Source organism: Empedobacter brevis NBRC 14943 = ATCC 43319 (genome assembly GCF_000382425.1).
GTDB lineage: Bacteria > Bacteroidota > Bacteroidia > Flavobacteriales > Weeksellaceae > Empedobacter > Empedobacter brevis.
In genome coordinates, this window is sequence record NZ_KB908292.1 from 201,687 (window position 1) to 218,421 (window position 16,735).

A 16,735-nucleotide genomic window follows, 5' to 3' on the forward strand; every position below is an offset into this window, starting at 1 on the left:
TTTAATCAATTTTGATAAAATTTCCATTCAAATCGAATTTCAAATCAATTTTATTTTGCAACAATTCGACTTTAATTTCTTTATCCTTCTCGTCAATTTCTATTGATTTTGCATCGATTTTGGGATATTTTGCTTGAAGGTATTTCACGATATTCTCCGGGAAAAATTTGATTGGAATTGCTTTTCCTAAACCATTTTTCACTTCAATCCAATCTCCATTCTCCGTAAATTCAATTTTAGTTCCGTCTTTTAACTGAACATTATATGTGGCAACATTTCGTTCAACTTCTTTCACCGCATTCAAAAACTCGATATTTCCGAAATTTCTCGAAACAAAATTCTGAGCATTTACCGGCAGGTTATTCGCGGCAATCACTGTTTCATTCGGATCTAAAGCAACTGTTTTTTGCTGCCCATTGTCTTGTAAAACAGCATACGAATTTTGGAGAGTAGCTGATTCTGTATGATTGGGAATATCGCTCTCTGACGCGATAGGCTGTTCCGGCGTTTCGGCTTTACTTGAAATGACTTCTGTTTTTTCTGCTTGTTTTGAATTGCACGAATACAATGCAAAGACCGCAACAGCTGCTATAGATAATGCTATTTTTCTCATGATTTGGATTTTAATCGTTTATCAACAAGCATTATACCACAAAAAAAAGCCGGTTAAAATTTAACCAGCTTTTAAGAATCTATTTTTTCTTTTGAACTAAAATTAAATACTCCCACGGTTTCAATTTCAGTTTGGTTGTTGCATCGAATGTGACCTCTTCATTGTTCATAAAATTCTTATAGTTTCCGTTTATTGGAACTGTAATCTCTTTCGCTGACTTTGTCAAGTTCGCCACAAAATAAGCTTCTGTTGTATTTTTCTTACGCTTAAAAGCTAAAATAGCTTTATCATCAGATGTTTTTAAACGTTCATATGACGCTGCTTTTTTCGCTCCGTTAAAAGCTTCATTCGTCACCTTAAGTTCTCCTAATTTTTCATAAACACCTCTCATTTTTGCTGTTGGGTTACGATCAATGGAATCTTTAACAAAGAATTTTAAACGACGGTTAAAATCTTCTTCCTGCCCATTATAAATCAATGGGATTCCCGGTAAAGTATATGTTAATGCCGCAAAAGTTTCAACCGCATCTCCCATTCTTTCGTATTCTGTTCCTGCCCAAGAGTTTTCGTCATGATTAGATGTGAACAATAATTTATAATCATCTGCTTGCCATTTTTTAGGGATAGAATCCATGTAGGTATCAATTGCTGAAACATTTTTCTTCCCTTTTGCAATATCATTCATAATATGATGAAATTCCCAACCATAAGCAGCATCAAATGCATTGACTAAAAGCTCCGGTTTTTCAGTCTCCCCCAACATAAATATTTCGCGCCCATTTGTTAATTGAGGTTTCGCTTCTTCCCAAAAATCAGTTGGAACTTCGTGCGCCATATCACAACGGAAACCATCAATTTTGAAATCATCTAACCAATATTTCATATCGGCAATCATTTGTTTGCGCATTTCTTTGTTCTCAAAATTTAACGCTACAACATCACTCCAGTCATAAGGGGAATGCATTTTACCATTCTTATCTTGTTCATACCAATCCGGATGTTGCTTCACCCAAGGATGATCCCAAGCAGTATGATTGGCAACCCAGTCCAGGATGACATATATCCCATTTTTATGTGCTTCATCTATCAATTTCTTGAAATCTTCGGCAGTTCCGAATTCCGGATTAATTCCCCTGTAATCTTTTATTGAATAATAGGATCCTAAACCTTCCTTTCTATTTTCTTCTCCAATCGGGTAAATTGGCATAATCCATAGAATTTTAACTCCTAATTTTTTGATGTTCGAAATTTCTTTCGTTACCGCCGCAAAAGTTCCTTCCGGAGAGAACTGACGAACATTTACTTCATAAATCACTGAAGTCTCTGCCATATCAGCTGTAAAAGGCAAAATTCCTTTCTGCTTTAATTCAGATGTGACAGATTTGGATTCTGTTTCTTTTTTATTGTTACAACTTGTTAAAAACAATGTTGCAACCAATGTTAAACCAACTATTTTTTGTATCATTTTTTTCGTTTATTCGTTTTAAAAATTACTCTATTTTTTCCAATAAGACTATCTCAAATGGTGTATCCAATTTCAATTGTCCATTGATAACTTTTCCTGATATTCCGGCATAAGCATCACGAACTTTCGTTCCATCTTTCCAAACTGAATCTATATTGATTGTTTTTACACCAATAGGCATCTTTAGTCCGATTACCACTTCATCCGTTTTATATTTTCTTGTAAAAAGATAAGGAGAATTTTGTAAATCAGTTTGATTCCCTGCACCAACAGCAGGATGATTTCTTCTGAATTGTCCTAATTTTCTATAATGATTCAATAAAGATTCTGTCTCCGAATTAGGTTGAATATCACTCCAATTCATCTTTGAACGAAGATTGGCATCTCCATCAACACCTTCAATTTCTAATGAACGAGCAGTTTCATCACCGTAATAAATCTGAGAAATTCCCGGAGTTAATAACAATCTAGTTCCTGCTTCCCATGAATCTTCGCGGTTTTTATCAAATGGAGATCCATCATCATGAGAAGTAATATAACTCATCACTGATTTTCCTTTCATTTTGTGTTGAAGAATATCATTGTAACGATTAAATAGTGCCTGATTAGATTCTTGCTGTGTTGAACGCAAATCAAAATTGATTAAAGCATCAAATCCATTTTCAAAATAATTGACCGCTTTGTCAGGGAAGTGAAATTGTTGTCCATCATTAATCGAATAATTATACACTTCTCCCAAAAGGAAGAACTTATTTTCATCCAATACTTTTGATGGGTTTGCTGCTTTATAACTAGTAAAAGCATCTTGACAAATTTCTTCAAATTTCTTCCAAACATCTTCTTCCGTATGTTTCACTGTATCCACCCGATAACCATCTATTCCATATGTGCGAATATAATCTGAAAGCCATTTCATGATGTAATATTTCGGTGCTTTTGGAAGATTATATTTTAGAAAAAATGCATTCAATTCTGCTACTTCTTTTTCCAACCGCCCTTCTTTAGACCATTTGGCTAATAATTGCGGTGGCAGCATCACATCATTTTCTGATTCAGTTAGAATATCCGGTAAATTTTTCACTAAAGTACATTCGATTGTCATTTTGTAAGAATCATATGTACATTGAGGTGAAACACGAACCCAATCTGCAGGAAAAACACCATCCGAACTTGTCACTGGTCCTGTATGATTGATTACCGCATCTAACATGATTCGGATACCTTTTGAATGCGCTTTGTCTATTAATTCTTGTAATTCCTTGTCAGAACCCCAGTTTTTATCAATCGAAGTCCAATCTTTTGTCCAATAGCCATGAAATCCGTATGTTTTTCCCTGGCCTTCATCTACAAAGCCATGAATCTGTTCAACAATTGGTGTCATCCAAATTGCATTGACCCCTAAGTCAGAAAAGTAATTATCCTCTATTTTATTGATAATCCCACGAAAATCTCCACCTTCAAAACCTCTTAATTTTGCTGTTTCTGCTGTTCGTCCATAATTTATATCATTCTTCTTATCACCATTTTCAAATCGGTCTGTCAATAAGAAATAGACATTTGCAGCATTCCAGACAAATGGTTGTTTTTCTGAATGGATAGTTTGTGTTACTTGTGTTGTTGTTTTAGAACAAGAACTTAAGAACAAAGACGCAATCCCTATTGAGAAAAGTATTTTTTTCATTGTAAAAAGTGTTGAGTTTTAAGCGCTGAGCGTTGAGAAAAACTCAACACTCATTACTTTTATTGCTTATTTAATTTCTTTGATACTAATTGCAAAACCTCCACCCGGAGCAGACGTTAAATTCAAATTAGATTTAGCATCCACTTTCTTTGTTTCTATGTTATAAGCCTGAGGATTTGTTTTATAATGTGCATCTTTTGCATCAGCATAAATTGTCGCCTCGTATTTTTTTCCTTTCTCCAAGAAATCTAATTTGATTTTTGTCGAGCGAGCATCTGTACCATTTACATTTCCTACAAACCAATTGTTTGAATTTTTGTCTTGACGTGCAATCGTCAAATATTTCCCAGGCTCTGCTTCAAGATATTTAGAATCTTGCCAATCTACTGGTACATCCTTGATAAACTGAAAAGCATCAGAAAAACGTTTGTAATGTTCAATGATATCTGCTGCCATTTGCAAAGGTGAATACATTGTAACATATAATGCCAACTGATTCGCAATTGTAGAATTTACATGTGAATGATTATTCGGATTTAATTTTTTTACATCCATTTCAAAAATTCCAGGTGTATAATCCATTGGCCCTCCTAAAAGTCTTGTAAACGGTAGAATTGTGACATGATTTGGTTTTGAACCTCCAAATGCCTGGTACTCTGTCCCACGAGCAGATTCGTTTCCGATTAAGTTTGGCCATGTACGCGCAACACCTGTAGGGCGAACCGCTTCATGTGCATTCACCATAATTTTATAGTCAGCTGCTTTTTCTATTGCATATTGGTAATGATTGATCGTATTTTGACTGTAATGATAATCACCACGAGGAACAATATCACCTACATATCCACTTTTTACAGAGTTGTAACCATTGTCTTGCATAAATTTATACGCTTTGTCCAAGTGTCTTTCGTAATTACGAATTGAACCTGAAGTTTCATGATGCATCATAATTTTTACACCTTTAGATTTTGCATAAGCATTCAATGCTTTTACATCAAAATCCGGATAAGGTGTAACAAAATCGAAAACATAGTCTTTATGATTTCCAAACCAGTCTTCCCAACCTTCGTTCCATCCTTCTACCAAAACAGCATCAAAACCATGTTCAGAAGCAAAATCGATGTACTCTTTTACATGTTGATTGTTTGCAGCATGTTTTCCGTTGGGTTTTGCATTTTTATAATCCGTAACACCCAATTGAACCGTTGGATATTCATCCGTATACGCCCAAGAACTTTTACCTGTGATCATTTCCCACCAAACACCAACGTATTTAACAGGTTTGATCCAAGATGTATCTTTAATTTTCGAAGGTTCATTTAAATTATAGATTAATTGAGGTCCTTTAAACGCAACTTCTCTTGCATCATCACTCGCTATAATTGTGCGCCAAGGCGTATTGAAAGGCGCTTGTAAATACCCTTTATCTCCTAAAGCATCTGGTGTTAACCAAGATTCGAATGTCAAGGTTTTCTCATCCAGATTTAAACTCATGGCAGGATAATTAATCAAAGCTGCTTCATGTAAATTGATGTAAAGACCATTTGTCGCTTTCATCATTAATGCCGTTTGAACCCCTGTTTTTGAAAATGCTTTTTGAGACGCATTTCCGATATAAGCTTTATCAAATAAGCTGCTGATTTCTGACAATTTAGATTCTGTAAAATCATATTCTTGTGTATCATAATCACCAGGAATCCAAAAAGCGGTATGATCGCCAGCCATTGCGAACTGTGAATGCTCTTCTTTAATTACAAAATATTTTAAATTCTTTTGCTCTGGAAATTCGTAACGGAATCCTAACCCTTCATCAAACAAGCGAAAACGGATCACCATTTGTCGGTCTGTATTGGGTTGAGAAACTGCAACCGCCAATTCATTAAAATGATTTCTGATTTTATCTACCTCTCCCCAAACAGGCTTCCAGGTTTCGTCAACTGTTGATGTTTTTGTATCAACAATTGTGAATCCTGATAAAAAATTTGCAATATCTTTTGCCTTCTCGTCTTCAACACGATCCTGCACTGCAAAATCCATTTCTTTATGTTTCGTCTTAAACTCAAATCCTAAATGACTTGGTTTAACCACATCTTTTCCTTTATATTTTAATTGATAAGTTGGTTTTCCATCTTTAGACAAAGAGAAATCCATTACAAAATCACCATTCGGAGACTTTAACTCTTGTCCATAAACCATGTTCATCATTGCGATTCCTACACCTAGTATAAACTTAAAGTTTTTCATATTTCTTGTTTTTGTTTTTTTCTTTAGTGTCAAACTAATCTTGTTTCAGCTTATCCCTTAGTTTTATATGATTCTAAAACGGGCTTGGCGTGACATTCCTATTTCAACTCAATAATCATTGAAGTTTTTCCGTCTATTGAGATTTCTTCTTTTGAATTAATTGAAAGATTTTTGTCTGAGAGAATATCTTTTCCAGAAGTAATCCCATTCAATGATTCAGCAAAACGATCTAATTTGAATGTTTGTTTTTCCGAATTAGCATTCAGAATCACCATCACCGATTCTTTTTCATTGTATCTAAAATAAACATATACATTCTTTACCGGCATATAATGCTTTGTTTTTCCTGAATGAACAACCTCCTTATTTTTTCTCCAATTTAAAATTTTTGCTGTAAAATCGTGAAAAGTATTTTGCTCAACTGTTCTTCCGGCAGTTGAAAAAGCATTTTGTTTATCTGACTTCCAACCTCCGGGAAAATCGCGACGAATATCTGCATCTCCTTTGCTTTTATCTCCACGCATTCCGATTTCAGAACCATAATAAATCTGCGGGATCCCACGAACAGTTGAAATCAACGTTAATCCTAATTTATAATCATTCACATTTCCATTCATGATTTCATTCCAACGTTCTGTATCATGATTTTCCATGAAGACAAACATGTTGTTGACATTAGGATAAAGAAAATCATTCGTAAATGAATTGTAAAGCTTTATCATTCCTCCGTCCCAAGATTCTTCTTCTTTGATTGCTTTTGGCAATTCTGAAAATAAATTAAAATCCATCACAGAAGGTAGGTACGAATTGTAATGATCGATTTCAGCAATTTTCGAATCTTTTTGCCAATACGAAATATGCGCCGGTGAATACATCCATGCTTCACCTACAACATTAAAATTAGGGTACTCATCTGTAATGGCTTTGACCCATTTTGCCATTCCTTCTTTGTCATTATACGGATAAGTGTCCACACGCATTCCGCCCAATTCAGCATATTCAATCCACCAAATTGCATTTTGAATCAAGTAATTTAATACCAGAGGGTTCGATTGATTCATGTCTGGCATTGTCAAATCAAACCATCCGTTCAATGCTTCCTTTTTATCGACTTCTGCAACATTGGTATCAAATTGAGATGTTGTACGATAGTTAGAGCGTTTAAATCCTTTTAAACCTCCATCCGGAAATTGATGAATCCAATCTTGTGAAGGCAAATCCTGAATCATCCAATGCGATAATCCCCAATGATTGGTCACATAATCCTGAATCAGCATCATTCCACGCTGGTTTAATTTCTGAGATAATTCGCGATAGTCTTCGTTGGTTCCGTAGCGCCCGTCAATCTTATACAAATCCGTTTGAGCATAACCGTGATACGAATGTTGCTTCTCATTGTCTTCATTTACCGGAGTCAACCAAACAGCCGTCGCTCCAAGATTCTGTAAATAATCTAAGTTGTTGATAATTCCTCGTAAATCTCCGCCGTGCCTGCTATCAGGAACAGTACGATTGGCTTTATCTGTCAATTCATTTTTAGAATCGTTATTCTCATCACCATTCGCAAAACGATCAGGCATAATCAAATACACCACATCTTTTGATGAAAATGATTGACGATTTGCAGAATTTGATTGACGATTTTTTAACTCATATGTATACGAATCAACAACCTTGTTTTTATTTTTAAGATGAATTTTAAATGACGATTTATTGACTTCATTCGTATCAATCGTCACAAAAACATAATTTGGGTTTTCTGTTTTTTGAATCTCTTTAATTTGAATTTGATCCGATAATTCAATGGAATATTTATTGATATTTTTTCCATAAACCAAAATCTGCAATTCCGGATTCTTCATTCCTTTCCACCAAAACATTGGCTCTACTTTTTGAATTTGAGCAAATGCAAGCGTTGATAAGAAAGAGGTTAATGCAATTATTTTTTTCATAATTAAATTAATGTGTTTTGAATTTCCATTCTTTATAGCACTTAAAAAACTTTCAACTTAAATAAAAATACCCTGAAAGCCGAGGCTTTCAAGGTATCTTGAATTTCCCTTTATTAAATTGAAGGTTGAACAACAGACTTTTCTCCGAAAACATAAACTTCTAACGGTTTTGTTCCTTCTAATTCGAATGTTGTTTCTCCTTTATTTACAATAACTTTTAAGATTTGATTGCGGAAATTGATTTTAAACGAAAATCCTTCCCATTGCTCTGGCAAACGTGGTTCAAAATATAACGCATCGTTCTTTACTCGCATTCCACCAAATCCTTCTACAATTGACATCCATGTTCCTGCCATCGATGTAATGTGTAAACCTTCGTGAACCTCTTTGTTATAATCATCCAAATCCAAACGAGAAGTTCTTAAATAAAACGTATAAGCTTGTTGCATTCGTCCCAAAGTTGCTGCTTGAATTGAATGCACACAAGGTGATAAAGACGATTCGTGAACTGTTAATGGTTCATAGAAATCGAAATGTTTTTCCAATTGATCTTTTGAGAATTGGTCTTCGAAATAGTAGAATGCCTGTAATGTATCTGCCTGCTTGATATAAGCTGAACGCAAAATTCTATCCCAAGACCATTTTTGATTGATCGGACGTTCTTCTTTTGCCAACTGAGAAACAGGTGTTAAATCTTTGTCTAAGAAACCATCTTGCTGTAAGTAAACATCATGTTCTTCACTAAATGGAAAATAAATATTCGCAGCAACTTTTTTCATTTCTGTTAATTCCTCATCTGTTAGATGTGTTTTAGCTACAATTCGCGCATAATCTCCAGGATGATTTGTTTTTACTTTTTCCGCTTGCTCCGCTAAATAGTTCATACACCACTGTGCACAATAATTAGAATGGAAATTGTTGTTCACATTGTTCTCGTATTCATTAGGACCAGTCACACCTAACATCACGTATTTCCCTTTATCATTGGACCAGTTCACACGTTGCTTCCAAAAACGTGCAATTCCTAATAAAACTTCTAAACCGGCTTCCGGAATATAAGATTCATCACCTGTAAAACGTGTATAGTTAAAAATCGCAAATGCTATCGCTGCATTTCGGTGAATTTCTTCAAATGTAATTTCCCATTCATTATGGCATTCCTCTCCGTTCATTGTCACCATAGGATAAAGAGCTGCTCCAGCTTTAAACCCTAATTTTTCTGCATTTTCAATCGCTTTATCCAACTGATTGAAACGATACATCAACAAATTACGCGCTACTTCTTGGTTTTTTGTTGCCATATAAAAAGGCAAACAATACGCTTCTGTATCCCAATATGTAGAACCTCCATATTTTTCACCTGTAAATCCTTTTGGACCAATATTTAAACGTGCATCTTTTCCTGAATACGTTTGATTTAACTGGAAAATGTTGAAACGAATTCCTTGCTGTGCTTTTACATCACCTTCTATCGTGATATCTGCCATTTCCCATGTTTTCGCCCATGCTTCTTTTTGGTTGATTAACAATTGTTGATAACCTAAAGCATTTGCTTGTTTGAGTACCTTTTCGGCAGCGGCAATCAATTCGTTTTCCTGATGGTTTGTAGAGACAATATACCCTCCAAATTTCTGAATCGTTGCGACATCATTTGCTTTTACTTCTATTTCATATCTAAATTCTACTTTCCAATCCGTTTTCGTCGAAATTATCGGAGCAATTGCTTGTTTTTCATTGTTAATGAAAATAGTATTCTCCATATAGGTAACCACATTGAAATGAGTTTTAAAAGTCTGTGCCTGCACGAAGCCTTGTTCTCCTTTGATTTCAGAACCAATTGGTTCCCAAAAAATTTCTTCCCAATTGGCATCCTCATTTTTTACATGAGTATCAACATAAGGTTTGTAAACAATCTTCGCATCTCCATTCAGCGGCTTAATATCGTATTTAATGATACCTAATTCATCTAAATCTTCAGAAAGAAAACGACAGACGTTCACTTCAATTTCTAAACCGGAAGGTAGTACTGCAACAAAAGATCGATACAGTAAACCTTCTTTCATGTTTAATTCACGACGGAAATTTTTAATTGATTTACACGTATTTAAATCGAACTGTTTTCCATTGATTTCGATATCAATTCCAATCCAAACCGGTGCATTTAATACTTTCGCAAAATATTCGGGATAACCGTTTTTCCACCACCCCACTTTTGTTTTGTCAGGATAATAAACTCCGGCAATATAGCTTCCTTGAAAAGTATCCCCTGAATAAAATTCTTCGAAATTAGCACGTTGCCCCATCGCCCCATTACCAATAGAAAATAAACTTTCTGACGATTTCACTCGATCTTTTTCAAACCCTTCTTCGATAATTGACCACGCATTCGGGATGATATAATCTTGATTCATTTTGTTTTGTATGTTGATTGTAAAAAATTATTGATTGATTAATTCCATTAAGAATTCCTCTGTGATTTCGGTAAAGTTGTTGAAATTATATTTTGCTTCGTTTAAAACCGAAGGTTCTCCGATTCCAACACTTATCATTCCTGCAATATTAGCTGCCTGAATGCCTGCAACCGAGTCTTCAAAAACAATTGCGTTCTCATTTGGTTGATTTGCTTTCTTTGCTCCTACAATAAATACTTCAGGATCTGGTTTTGCATTCGAAACATCATTTCCATCAACAATGTCATCAAAATAATGCAGAATATTTACTTTTTCTAAAATCGGACGAGCATTTTTAGAAGCAGAACCTAAAACAATTGGCTGGTTATTTTCTTTTAGAAAATTTAAAACATTCATCACTCCCGTAAGAATTTCTGAATCGTCCATTTTGTTGATGTATTCTAAATAATCTTCATTTTTTTGAACCAACCATTGCTCTTTTTGTTCATCTGTTGCTTCAACATTTCCTAATCCAAGAATGATTTCTAATGAACGAACACGCGAAACTCCTTTCAAGAGTTCGTTATGTTCGTGTGTAAAATTAATTTCCAAGGCTCTTGCAATTTTCTGCCATGCCAAGAAATGATATTTCGCGGTGTCAACAATGACACCGTCTAAATCGAAAATAAATGCTTTCGTTTTCAAAATTTTATGCTTTGATTGGTTCATCCACATCTTTTACTCGTGTTACAAAAAGTGCCGCTAATACGAGAGCAACGCCACTTGTCATAATTGCGTAAATGGGATTATCGTGATAAATATATTTTACAATTGGACCGCCCAATAGAGCGTTGACGATTTGAGGCATACAGATAAAGAAATTGAAAATTCCCATGTATACGCCCATTTTTTTAGCTGGAATAGCTCCGGCTAAAATAGCATAAGGCATCGATAAAATACTAGCCCATGCGATTCCCACACCAATCATTGAGATGATTAAAAGTTTCGGGTCGTGAATAAAATAGATGGAGATTAATCCTAATCCTCCACAAATTAAAGAAATTGCGTGCGTTGTTTTTCGACCAATTTTTAGTGCCAATGCAGGTAAGAAGAATGCAAAGATTGCAGAAACCGCGTTATATACACCAAAGATTATTCCAACCCAGTCGCCTGCTTTTTGATACGTTTCTGAATGTGTATCACTTAGCGGAAGACCATAAACATGATGTGCAATTGCCGGTGTAGCAAAAACCCACATCCCGAATAAAGCAAACCACGTAAAAAATTGGACTAAACCTAATTGCTTCATTGTTTTTGGCATGTTACCAAAATCAGTGAAAATTTGTGTTAAACTTGCTTTTTCTTCTGTTAAAGACTCTCTTCTTTCCGCTTTTTCAAAAGCATCTAATTGTTCGGGAGTATATTCTTTCGTCGTAAATACGGTAATTAGAACAGTTATAATGATCGCAATTGCACCTATTATGAATGATAAGATTAAATGAAAAGGTACTTCTCCGGCGGCGGCAGTACTCGATACTCCAAACCAATTACTTAAAACATACGGCAACCAAGATCCTATTACTGCTCCTAAACCAATGATAACTGTTTGGATAGAATAACCTAATGTACGTTGGTCAGAAGGTAACATGTCCGCTACAAATGCACGCATCGGCTCCATTGCGATGTTAAACGAAGCATCCATAATCATTAAGAAACCGGCTCCCATCCATAACGCAGGCATAATTGCAGTAAATGCTCCTGCCTGAGGCATTAAAATTAATCCAAATGAAGCAAGTAAAGCTCCTAATAAAAAGTAAGGTTTTCTTCGTCCAAATTTAGACCATGTGTTGTCTGAATAGTGACCAATAATAGGTTGAACAATCAATCCCATTAATGGTGCTACAATCCAAAACCAAGACAGTTCGTGTACATCAGCACCAAACGAACTTAAAATTCGGCTCGCATTTGCATTTTGCAAAGCGAATCCCATTTGAACTCCTAAATATCCGAAACTTAAATTCCAGATTTCCAGAAATCCCAATCTACGCTTTTCCATTATCGTAATTTTATTATGTATTTACGATAAGCGTTTTATGCTTATCAAAACTATATTTTTTTGTTTGAGAAGTAAAAATATGTTTTGATTTGATTACAATGTTAAAACATTTTTTCGGGATTATTGCAACTGTAACAATTATTTATCCAAAAAAAACTTACTAAATCGTTGTAGTTTCTCTGTGCAATAATTCAGTACCTACAACTTCCGTAATATAATGCTCATGTTCATTTTCAGACTCTAGTTTTTGGATCAAAAGTCGAGCAGCAATTTCCCCCATTTTAAATGCATTTTGTTTAACTGTAGAAATGCTGGGAATTGAGTTTTTGGAAATTACACCATCTGTAAATGCGATTATATGTAAATCTTCCGGAACTTTTATCCCTTTTTTTAATGCAGCTCTAAGCACTTTAACAGCATATAATTCGTTTACTGCCATCACTGCATCAAACTTGTTCTTTTCAAAAAAATCATCAATCATCGTATCTAATTGACTTTCATCTTCGACTCTTAATATTAAATTATCGTCAATTTCAATTCCGTTGGCTTCCAATGTCCTCTTATAACCTTCTGTTCTTAGCCTTCCTACACTGATATAATCCGGTGTCGTGATGAATCCTATTTTCTTACGACCTTTACTTATGAAGTACTGTATCGCCTCTTGTGTCGCAAGTACATCATCAATAATCACTTTATCGGTATACACTTCACGCGTTACACGATCAAACATTACGACAGGCATTCCTTGATTGATAATCTCTTTGATGTGATGATAATCCTTCTTGGCTTGGGTTTCCTTAGAAAGAGAAATCACGAAACCATCAATACTTCCTGACGCAAGCATTTCCATGTTAAGGACTTCCCGGTCGTAAGATTCATTTGACAAACAAATTAAGACATTATATCCATATTGATTCGCTAGATTTTCAATCCCGCTAATGACCATGGCGAAAAAGTCATGAACAATTTCGGGAATGATAACCGCAATGGTTTTCGTTTTACGGTTTTTAAGACTTAATGCAATATTATTTGGTTTATAATTGTATAATTTCGCAAATGCCTGAATCTTATTTCGTGTTGCTTCGCTAATTTCTTCACTATTTTTCAACGCTTTAGAAACTGTTGATATCGAAACATCTAACTCTTTTGCAATTTGCTTTAATGTCAAATTCTTTTTCATAATCTTCTTTCTACTTAACCCTCAATCTTGTTTTACTAATTTCCGCCTTTTTTATTTAAAATTAACACACTTCTATAAATAATTTAATTATTTATTAACACGAAAACGTTTTCGTGTTATTTCTCAGTGTACCACATACACAATCAATCAATTAAACAACTTACATTTGAGATTGAGAAGTAAAAATATAAATTAAAAATTAACGAAACAAAACGGAAAATATATGAGGATTTTAAAACAATCTCTTCTTGCATTAGTTTTATCAAGCCCAGCAATTTTATCTGCACAAACTGCAGTAAAAGGAACGGTATATGATAGCACAAACAATGCAATTCTTCCTGGAGCTGATGTTTCGAACATCACAACAGGAGAATCAACAATTTCTGATGAACAAGGAAACTTTACATTAGAAGCAAATGACGGTGATGTCATTGTAATCAGTTTCTTTGGTTATGATGATCAGGAGTTGACTTATGCCGGACAAACTCAATTGCAACTTCGCATGGCTAAAACAACTGAGAACTTAAAAGAAGTTGTGATAATAGGATATGGAACTGCTAAAAAAGAAGATGTTACAGGATCTGTCAATCAGTTAAATTCTGAAGATTTCAATAAAGGATCTATTACTTCTGCACAAGAATTAATGACAGGTAAAATTGCTGGTGTTGTAGTAACATCTAGCGGAGGAGCTCCTGGAGATGATCAAAAAATATTAATTCGTGGTAACAGTTCAATTTCTTTAAACCGTGAACCACTTTATGTTGTAGATGGACTACCATTATCAGATGAAAAAATTGGAGGCTCTCGAAATCCATTGGATTTCTTAAATCCTAATGACATCGAAACCATGACCATTTTAAAAGATGCTTCAGCCACTGCCATCTATGGTTCTCGTGCCGCCAATGGAGTTGTTTTGATTACGACAAAAAAAGGAAAAGGGAAAAAATTTAAATACAGTTACAATTCTACAACTTCTGTTTATGATCCAATCAAAATGGTTGATTTAATGAATGGAGAAGAATTTAGAGCTCTTGTAAAACAACACGGAACTGCTGATGATATTGCAAAACTAGGTAATACAAATACGGATTGGCAAAAATTAATTTATAAAACAGCAATAGGGTTTGATCATAATTTTAGCGCTGTTGGAAAAATTGGGGATTTTATGCCATCTCGTTTTTCTATTTCGAATACAAATCAAGATGGAATTCTAAAAGGGGATAACATTAATCGTACAACAATGAGTGTTAACTTAAATCCTACTTTCTTAGATGATCATTTAAAATTTGAAATTAATGCAAGGGGATCTTATATCGAAAATATTTTTGCTAATCGTGATGCTATTGGCGCCGCTTTAGAATTTGATCCTACACAATCTGTTTATTCAACCGGAATTAATTCTTGGCAAGGATATAACGTTTACACTCAATTAATAGATGGACAATATTTTTTGAAAGATTTAACTCCTAATAATCCAATTGCATTATTAAATGAAGTAAACGACACATCTGAAACAAGACGTTTTGCAGGGAATGCGAAAGTCGACTATAAGTTACATTTCTTGCCTGATTTGACTGCTACTGTAAATGTAGGTTATGACATTACAAATGCGAATGGTAGAAAAGTTTCTAACTATGCATTACCAAGTAAAAATACAAAATGGGACGGAGCTTATTCTAATTTTAGCAACGAATTTTCAAACAAATTATTAGATGCTTATTTAACATATAACAAAACTATCGGAGCTTCAGCACTTAATGCTGTTGTTGGTTATGGTTATCAAAAATTTGGTTTTGATAAATTTTCTTTTGATTCTGAAAAGGCTGAAATTGGACAGATAGCAGCTGTTATCGATAAATACGAAAGTGTATTATTATCATACTATGGCCGCGTTAATTATAATTATGATAACCGCTATATTCTAACCGCTACTTTACGTGCAGATGCTTCTTCAAAATTAAATCCTGATGATCGTTGGGGATATTTTCCTTCTGCTGCATTTGCTTGGAACGTTGCAAATGAAGATTTCTTGAAAGGAAATAAGACTCTTAGTGATTTAAAATTAAGAGTTGGTTATGGTCAAGTTGGTAATGTTAATGGCTTAGAAGATTATTTATTCTTAACTCGTTATACCCAAAGTTTATCATCTGCTCAATATCAGTTTGGGGATAAATTTTATCAGGTTTATCGTCCTGAAAAAGTAAATCCAAACTTGAAATGGGAAATCTCTAATACATTGAATATTGGAATTGATTATGCCTTATTTAAAAACCGTATTTACGGTAGCTTAGATGTTTACCAAAAGAAAACAAAAGACTTGATTGCTGAAGTTTATGTAGATCAGTTTACAAATTTCTCTAATAAAATTAAACAAAATATTGGAGACATGGAAAACAAAGGAATTGAGTTTAGCATTAATGCCGACATTATCAAATCCAAAGATTTTGATTGGTCTTTTGGCTATAACATTGCGTACAACGACAATAAAATTGTTAATTTAAAAAATGACAATTACATCGGAGGAATTGATGGAGGTACAGGAATCAATGTTCAAGTTCATAAAGAAGGGTATACACCTTTTTCATATTTAGTTTACAAACAAATTTATGATTCAAATGGAAAACCGATTGAAGGTGCTTATGAAGATTTAAATAATGACGGTGTTATCAATGAAGACGATCGTTACTTACACAAAAGTCCATTTGCTGATGTAACTATGGGATTCAACACAAGATTCCGATACAAAAACTGGGATTTATCTGCAACTGCCCGTGCCAGCATTGGAAATTATGTATATAACAATGTAGCTTCTGCAAAAGGATATTTAGCAAAAGCAACAGGTAATGGTCAAGGTTATTTATCAAACGTACATAGAGATTACTACAATACAGGTTTCTCTGCTATTACAGCAACAAACTTAACTAGTGATCATTATATAGAAAATGGATCTTTTTTAAGAATTGATAACATTACATTAGGTTACAATTTAAAAGAAGCCATCAAAGGTATGGATGTCCGTTTATACGGCGCAGTACAAAATGTCGCTTTATTTACAAATTATGACGGAATTGATCCTGAAGTTTTTGACGGAATTGATAGAAACTTTTATCCAAGACCAAGAACATTTGTCTTTGGTTTAAATGTTAACTTCTAA

Annotated in this window: 10 protein-coding genes; 1 reads left to right on the forward strand and 9 read right to left on the reverse strand. The window is 34.3% G+C overall.

The features are described from left to right. Position 1: 1 nt before the first annotated feature. From H277_RS19630 to H277_RS0104255, 9 genes are all read right to left on the reverse strand, one after another. Positions 2-613: a PepSY-like domain-containing protein gene (locus H277_RS19630; RefSeq protein ID WP_019974331.1), complete on the reverse strand. Its 612-nt coding sequence runs from the start codon at positions 611-613 to the stop codon at positions 2-4. Between the two features lie 79 nt (positions 614-692). Beyond that, the gene (locus tag H277_RS0104220; RefSeq protein ID WP_019974332.1) at positions 693-2,078 is read right to left on the reverse strand and encodes an alpha-amylase family glycosyl hydrolase; all 1,386 of its coding nucleotides are present in this window, start codon (positions 2,076-2,078) and stop codon (positions 693-695) included. A 25-nt stretch (positions 2,079-2,103) separates the two neighbouring features. Beyond that, entirely contained in the window at positions 2,104-3,759 is a 1,656-nt protein-coding gene (locus H277_RS0104225; RefSeq protein WP_019974333.1) for an alpha-amylase family glycosyl hydrolase, read from the reverse strand. A 66-nt stretch (positions 3,760-3,825) separates the two neighbouring features. Continuing rightward, positions 3,826-6,003, reverse strand: a complete 2,178-nt coding sequence (locus H277_RS0104230) for a glycoside hydrolase family 97 protein (RefSeq protein WP_019974334.1) — start codon at positions 6,001-6,003, stop codon at positions 3,826-3,828. Positions 6,004-6,101: 98 nt separating this feature from the next. Then, entirely contained in the window at positions 6,102-7,955 is a 1,854-nt protein-coding gene (locus H277_RS0104235) for a glycoside hydrolase family 13 protein (RefSeq protein ID WP_019974335.1), read from the reverse strand. 113 nt (positions 7,956-8,068) lie between these two features. Next, on the reverse strand, positions 8,069-10,366 hold the full coding sequence (locus H277_RS0104240) for a glycoside hydrolase family 65 protein (protein ID WP_019974336.1): 2,298 nt from the start codon (positions 10,364-10,366) through the stop codon (positions 8,069-8,071). Between the two features lie 27 nt (positions 10,367-10,393). Beyond that, positions 10,394-11,074 (reverse strand): beta-phosphoglucomutase, encoded by a 681-nt coding sequence (gene pgmB / locus H277_RS0104245; protein ID WP_019974337.1) that lies wholly within the window; start codon positions 11,072-11,074, stop codon positions 10,394-10,396. Next, entirely contained in the window at positions 11,055-12,401 is a 1,347-nt protein-coding gene (locus H277_RS0104250; protein WP_019974338.1) for an MFS transporter, read from the reverse strand. Before H277_RS0104250 ends, pgmB begins: the two co-directional genes overlap by 20 nt. A 160-nt stretch (positions 12,402-12,561) precedes the next feature. Then, positions 12,562-13,581, reverse strand: a complete 1,020-nt coding sequence (locus tag H277_RS0104255; RefSeq protein WP_019974339.1) for a LacI family DNA-binding transcriptional regulator — start codon at positions 13,579-13,581, stop codon at positions 12,562-12,564. A 223-nt stretch (positions 13,582-13,804) separates the two neighbouring features. On the opposite strand from H277_RS0104255, the gene H277_RS0104260 reads away from it, so the two are divergent. After that, positions 13,805-16,735, forward strand: coding sequence for a SusC/RagA family TonB-linked outer membrane protein (locus tag H277_RS0104260; protein ID WP_019974340.1), 2,931 nt, complete (start codon positions 13,805-13,807; stop codon positions 16,733-16,735).

What these genes read in the sequence shown, in the direction of transcription:
- H277_RS19630 (WP_019974331.1), bottom strand. Translation starts at nt 613, where the DNA reads ATGAGAAAAATAGCATTATCTATAGCAGCTGTTGCGGTCTTTGCATTG.
- H277_RS0104220 (WP_019974332.1), bottom strand. Translation starts at nt 2,078, where the DNA reads ATGATACAAAAAATAGTTGGTTTAACATTGGTTGCAACATTGTTTTTA.
- H277_RS0104225 (WP_019974333.1), bottom strand. Translation starts at nt 3,759, where the DNA reads ATGAAAAAAATACTTTTCTCAATAGGGATTGCGTCTTTGTTCTTAAGT.
- H277_RS0104230 (WP_019974334.1), bottom strand. Translation starts at nt 6,003, where the DNA reads ATGAAAAACTTTAAGTTTATACTAGGTGTAGGAATCGCAATGATGAAC.
- H277_RS0104235 (WP_019974335.1), bottom strand. Translation starts at nt 7,955, where the DNA reads ATGAAAAAAATAATTGCATTAACCTCTTTCTTATCAACGCTTGCATTT.
- H277_RS0104240 (WP_019974336.1), bottom strand. Translation starts at nt 10,366, where the DNA reads ATGAATCAAGATTATATCATCCCGAATGCGTGGTCAATTATCGAAGAA.
- pgmB (WP_019974337.1), bottom strand. Translation starts at nt 11,074, where the DNA reads ATGAACCAATCAAAGCATAAAATTTTGAAAACGAAAGCATTTATTTTC.
- H277_RS0104250 (WP_019974338.1), bottom strand. Translation starts at nt 12,401, where the DNA reads ATGGAAAAGCGTAGATTGGGATTTCTGGAAATCTGGAATTTAAGTTTC.
- H277_RS0104255 (WP_019974339.1), bottom strand. Translation starts at nt 13,581, where the DNA reads ATGAAAAAGAATTTGACATTAAAGCAAATTGCAAAAGAGTTAGATGTT.
- H277_RS0104260 (WP_019974340.1), top strand. Translation starts at nt 13,805, where the DNA reads ATGAGGATTTTAAAACAATCTCTTCTTGCATTAGTTTTATCAAGCCCA.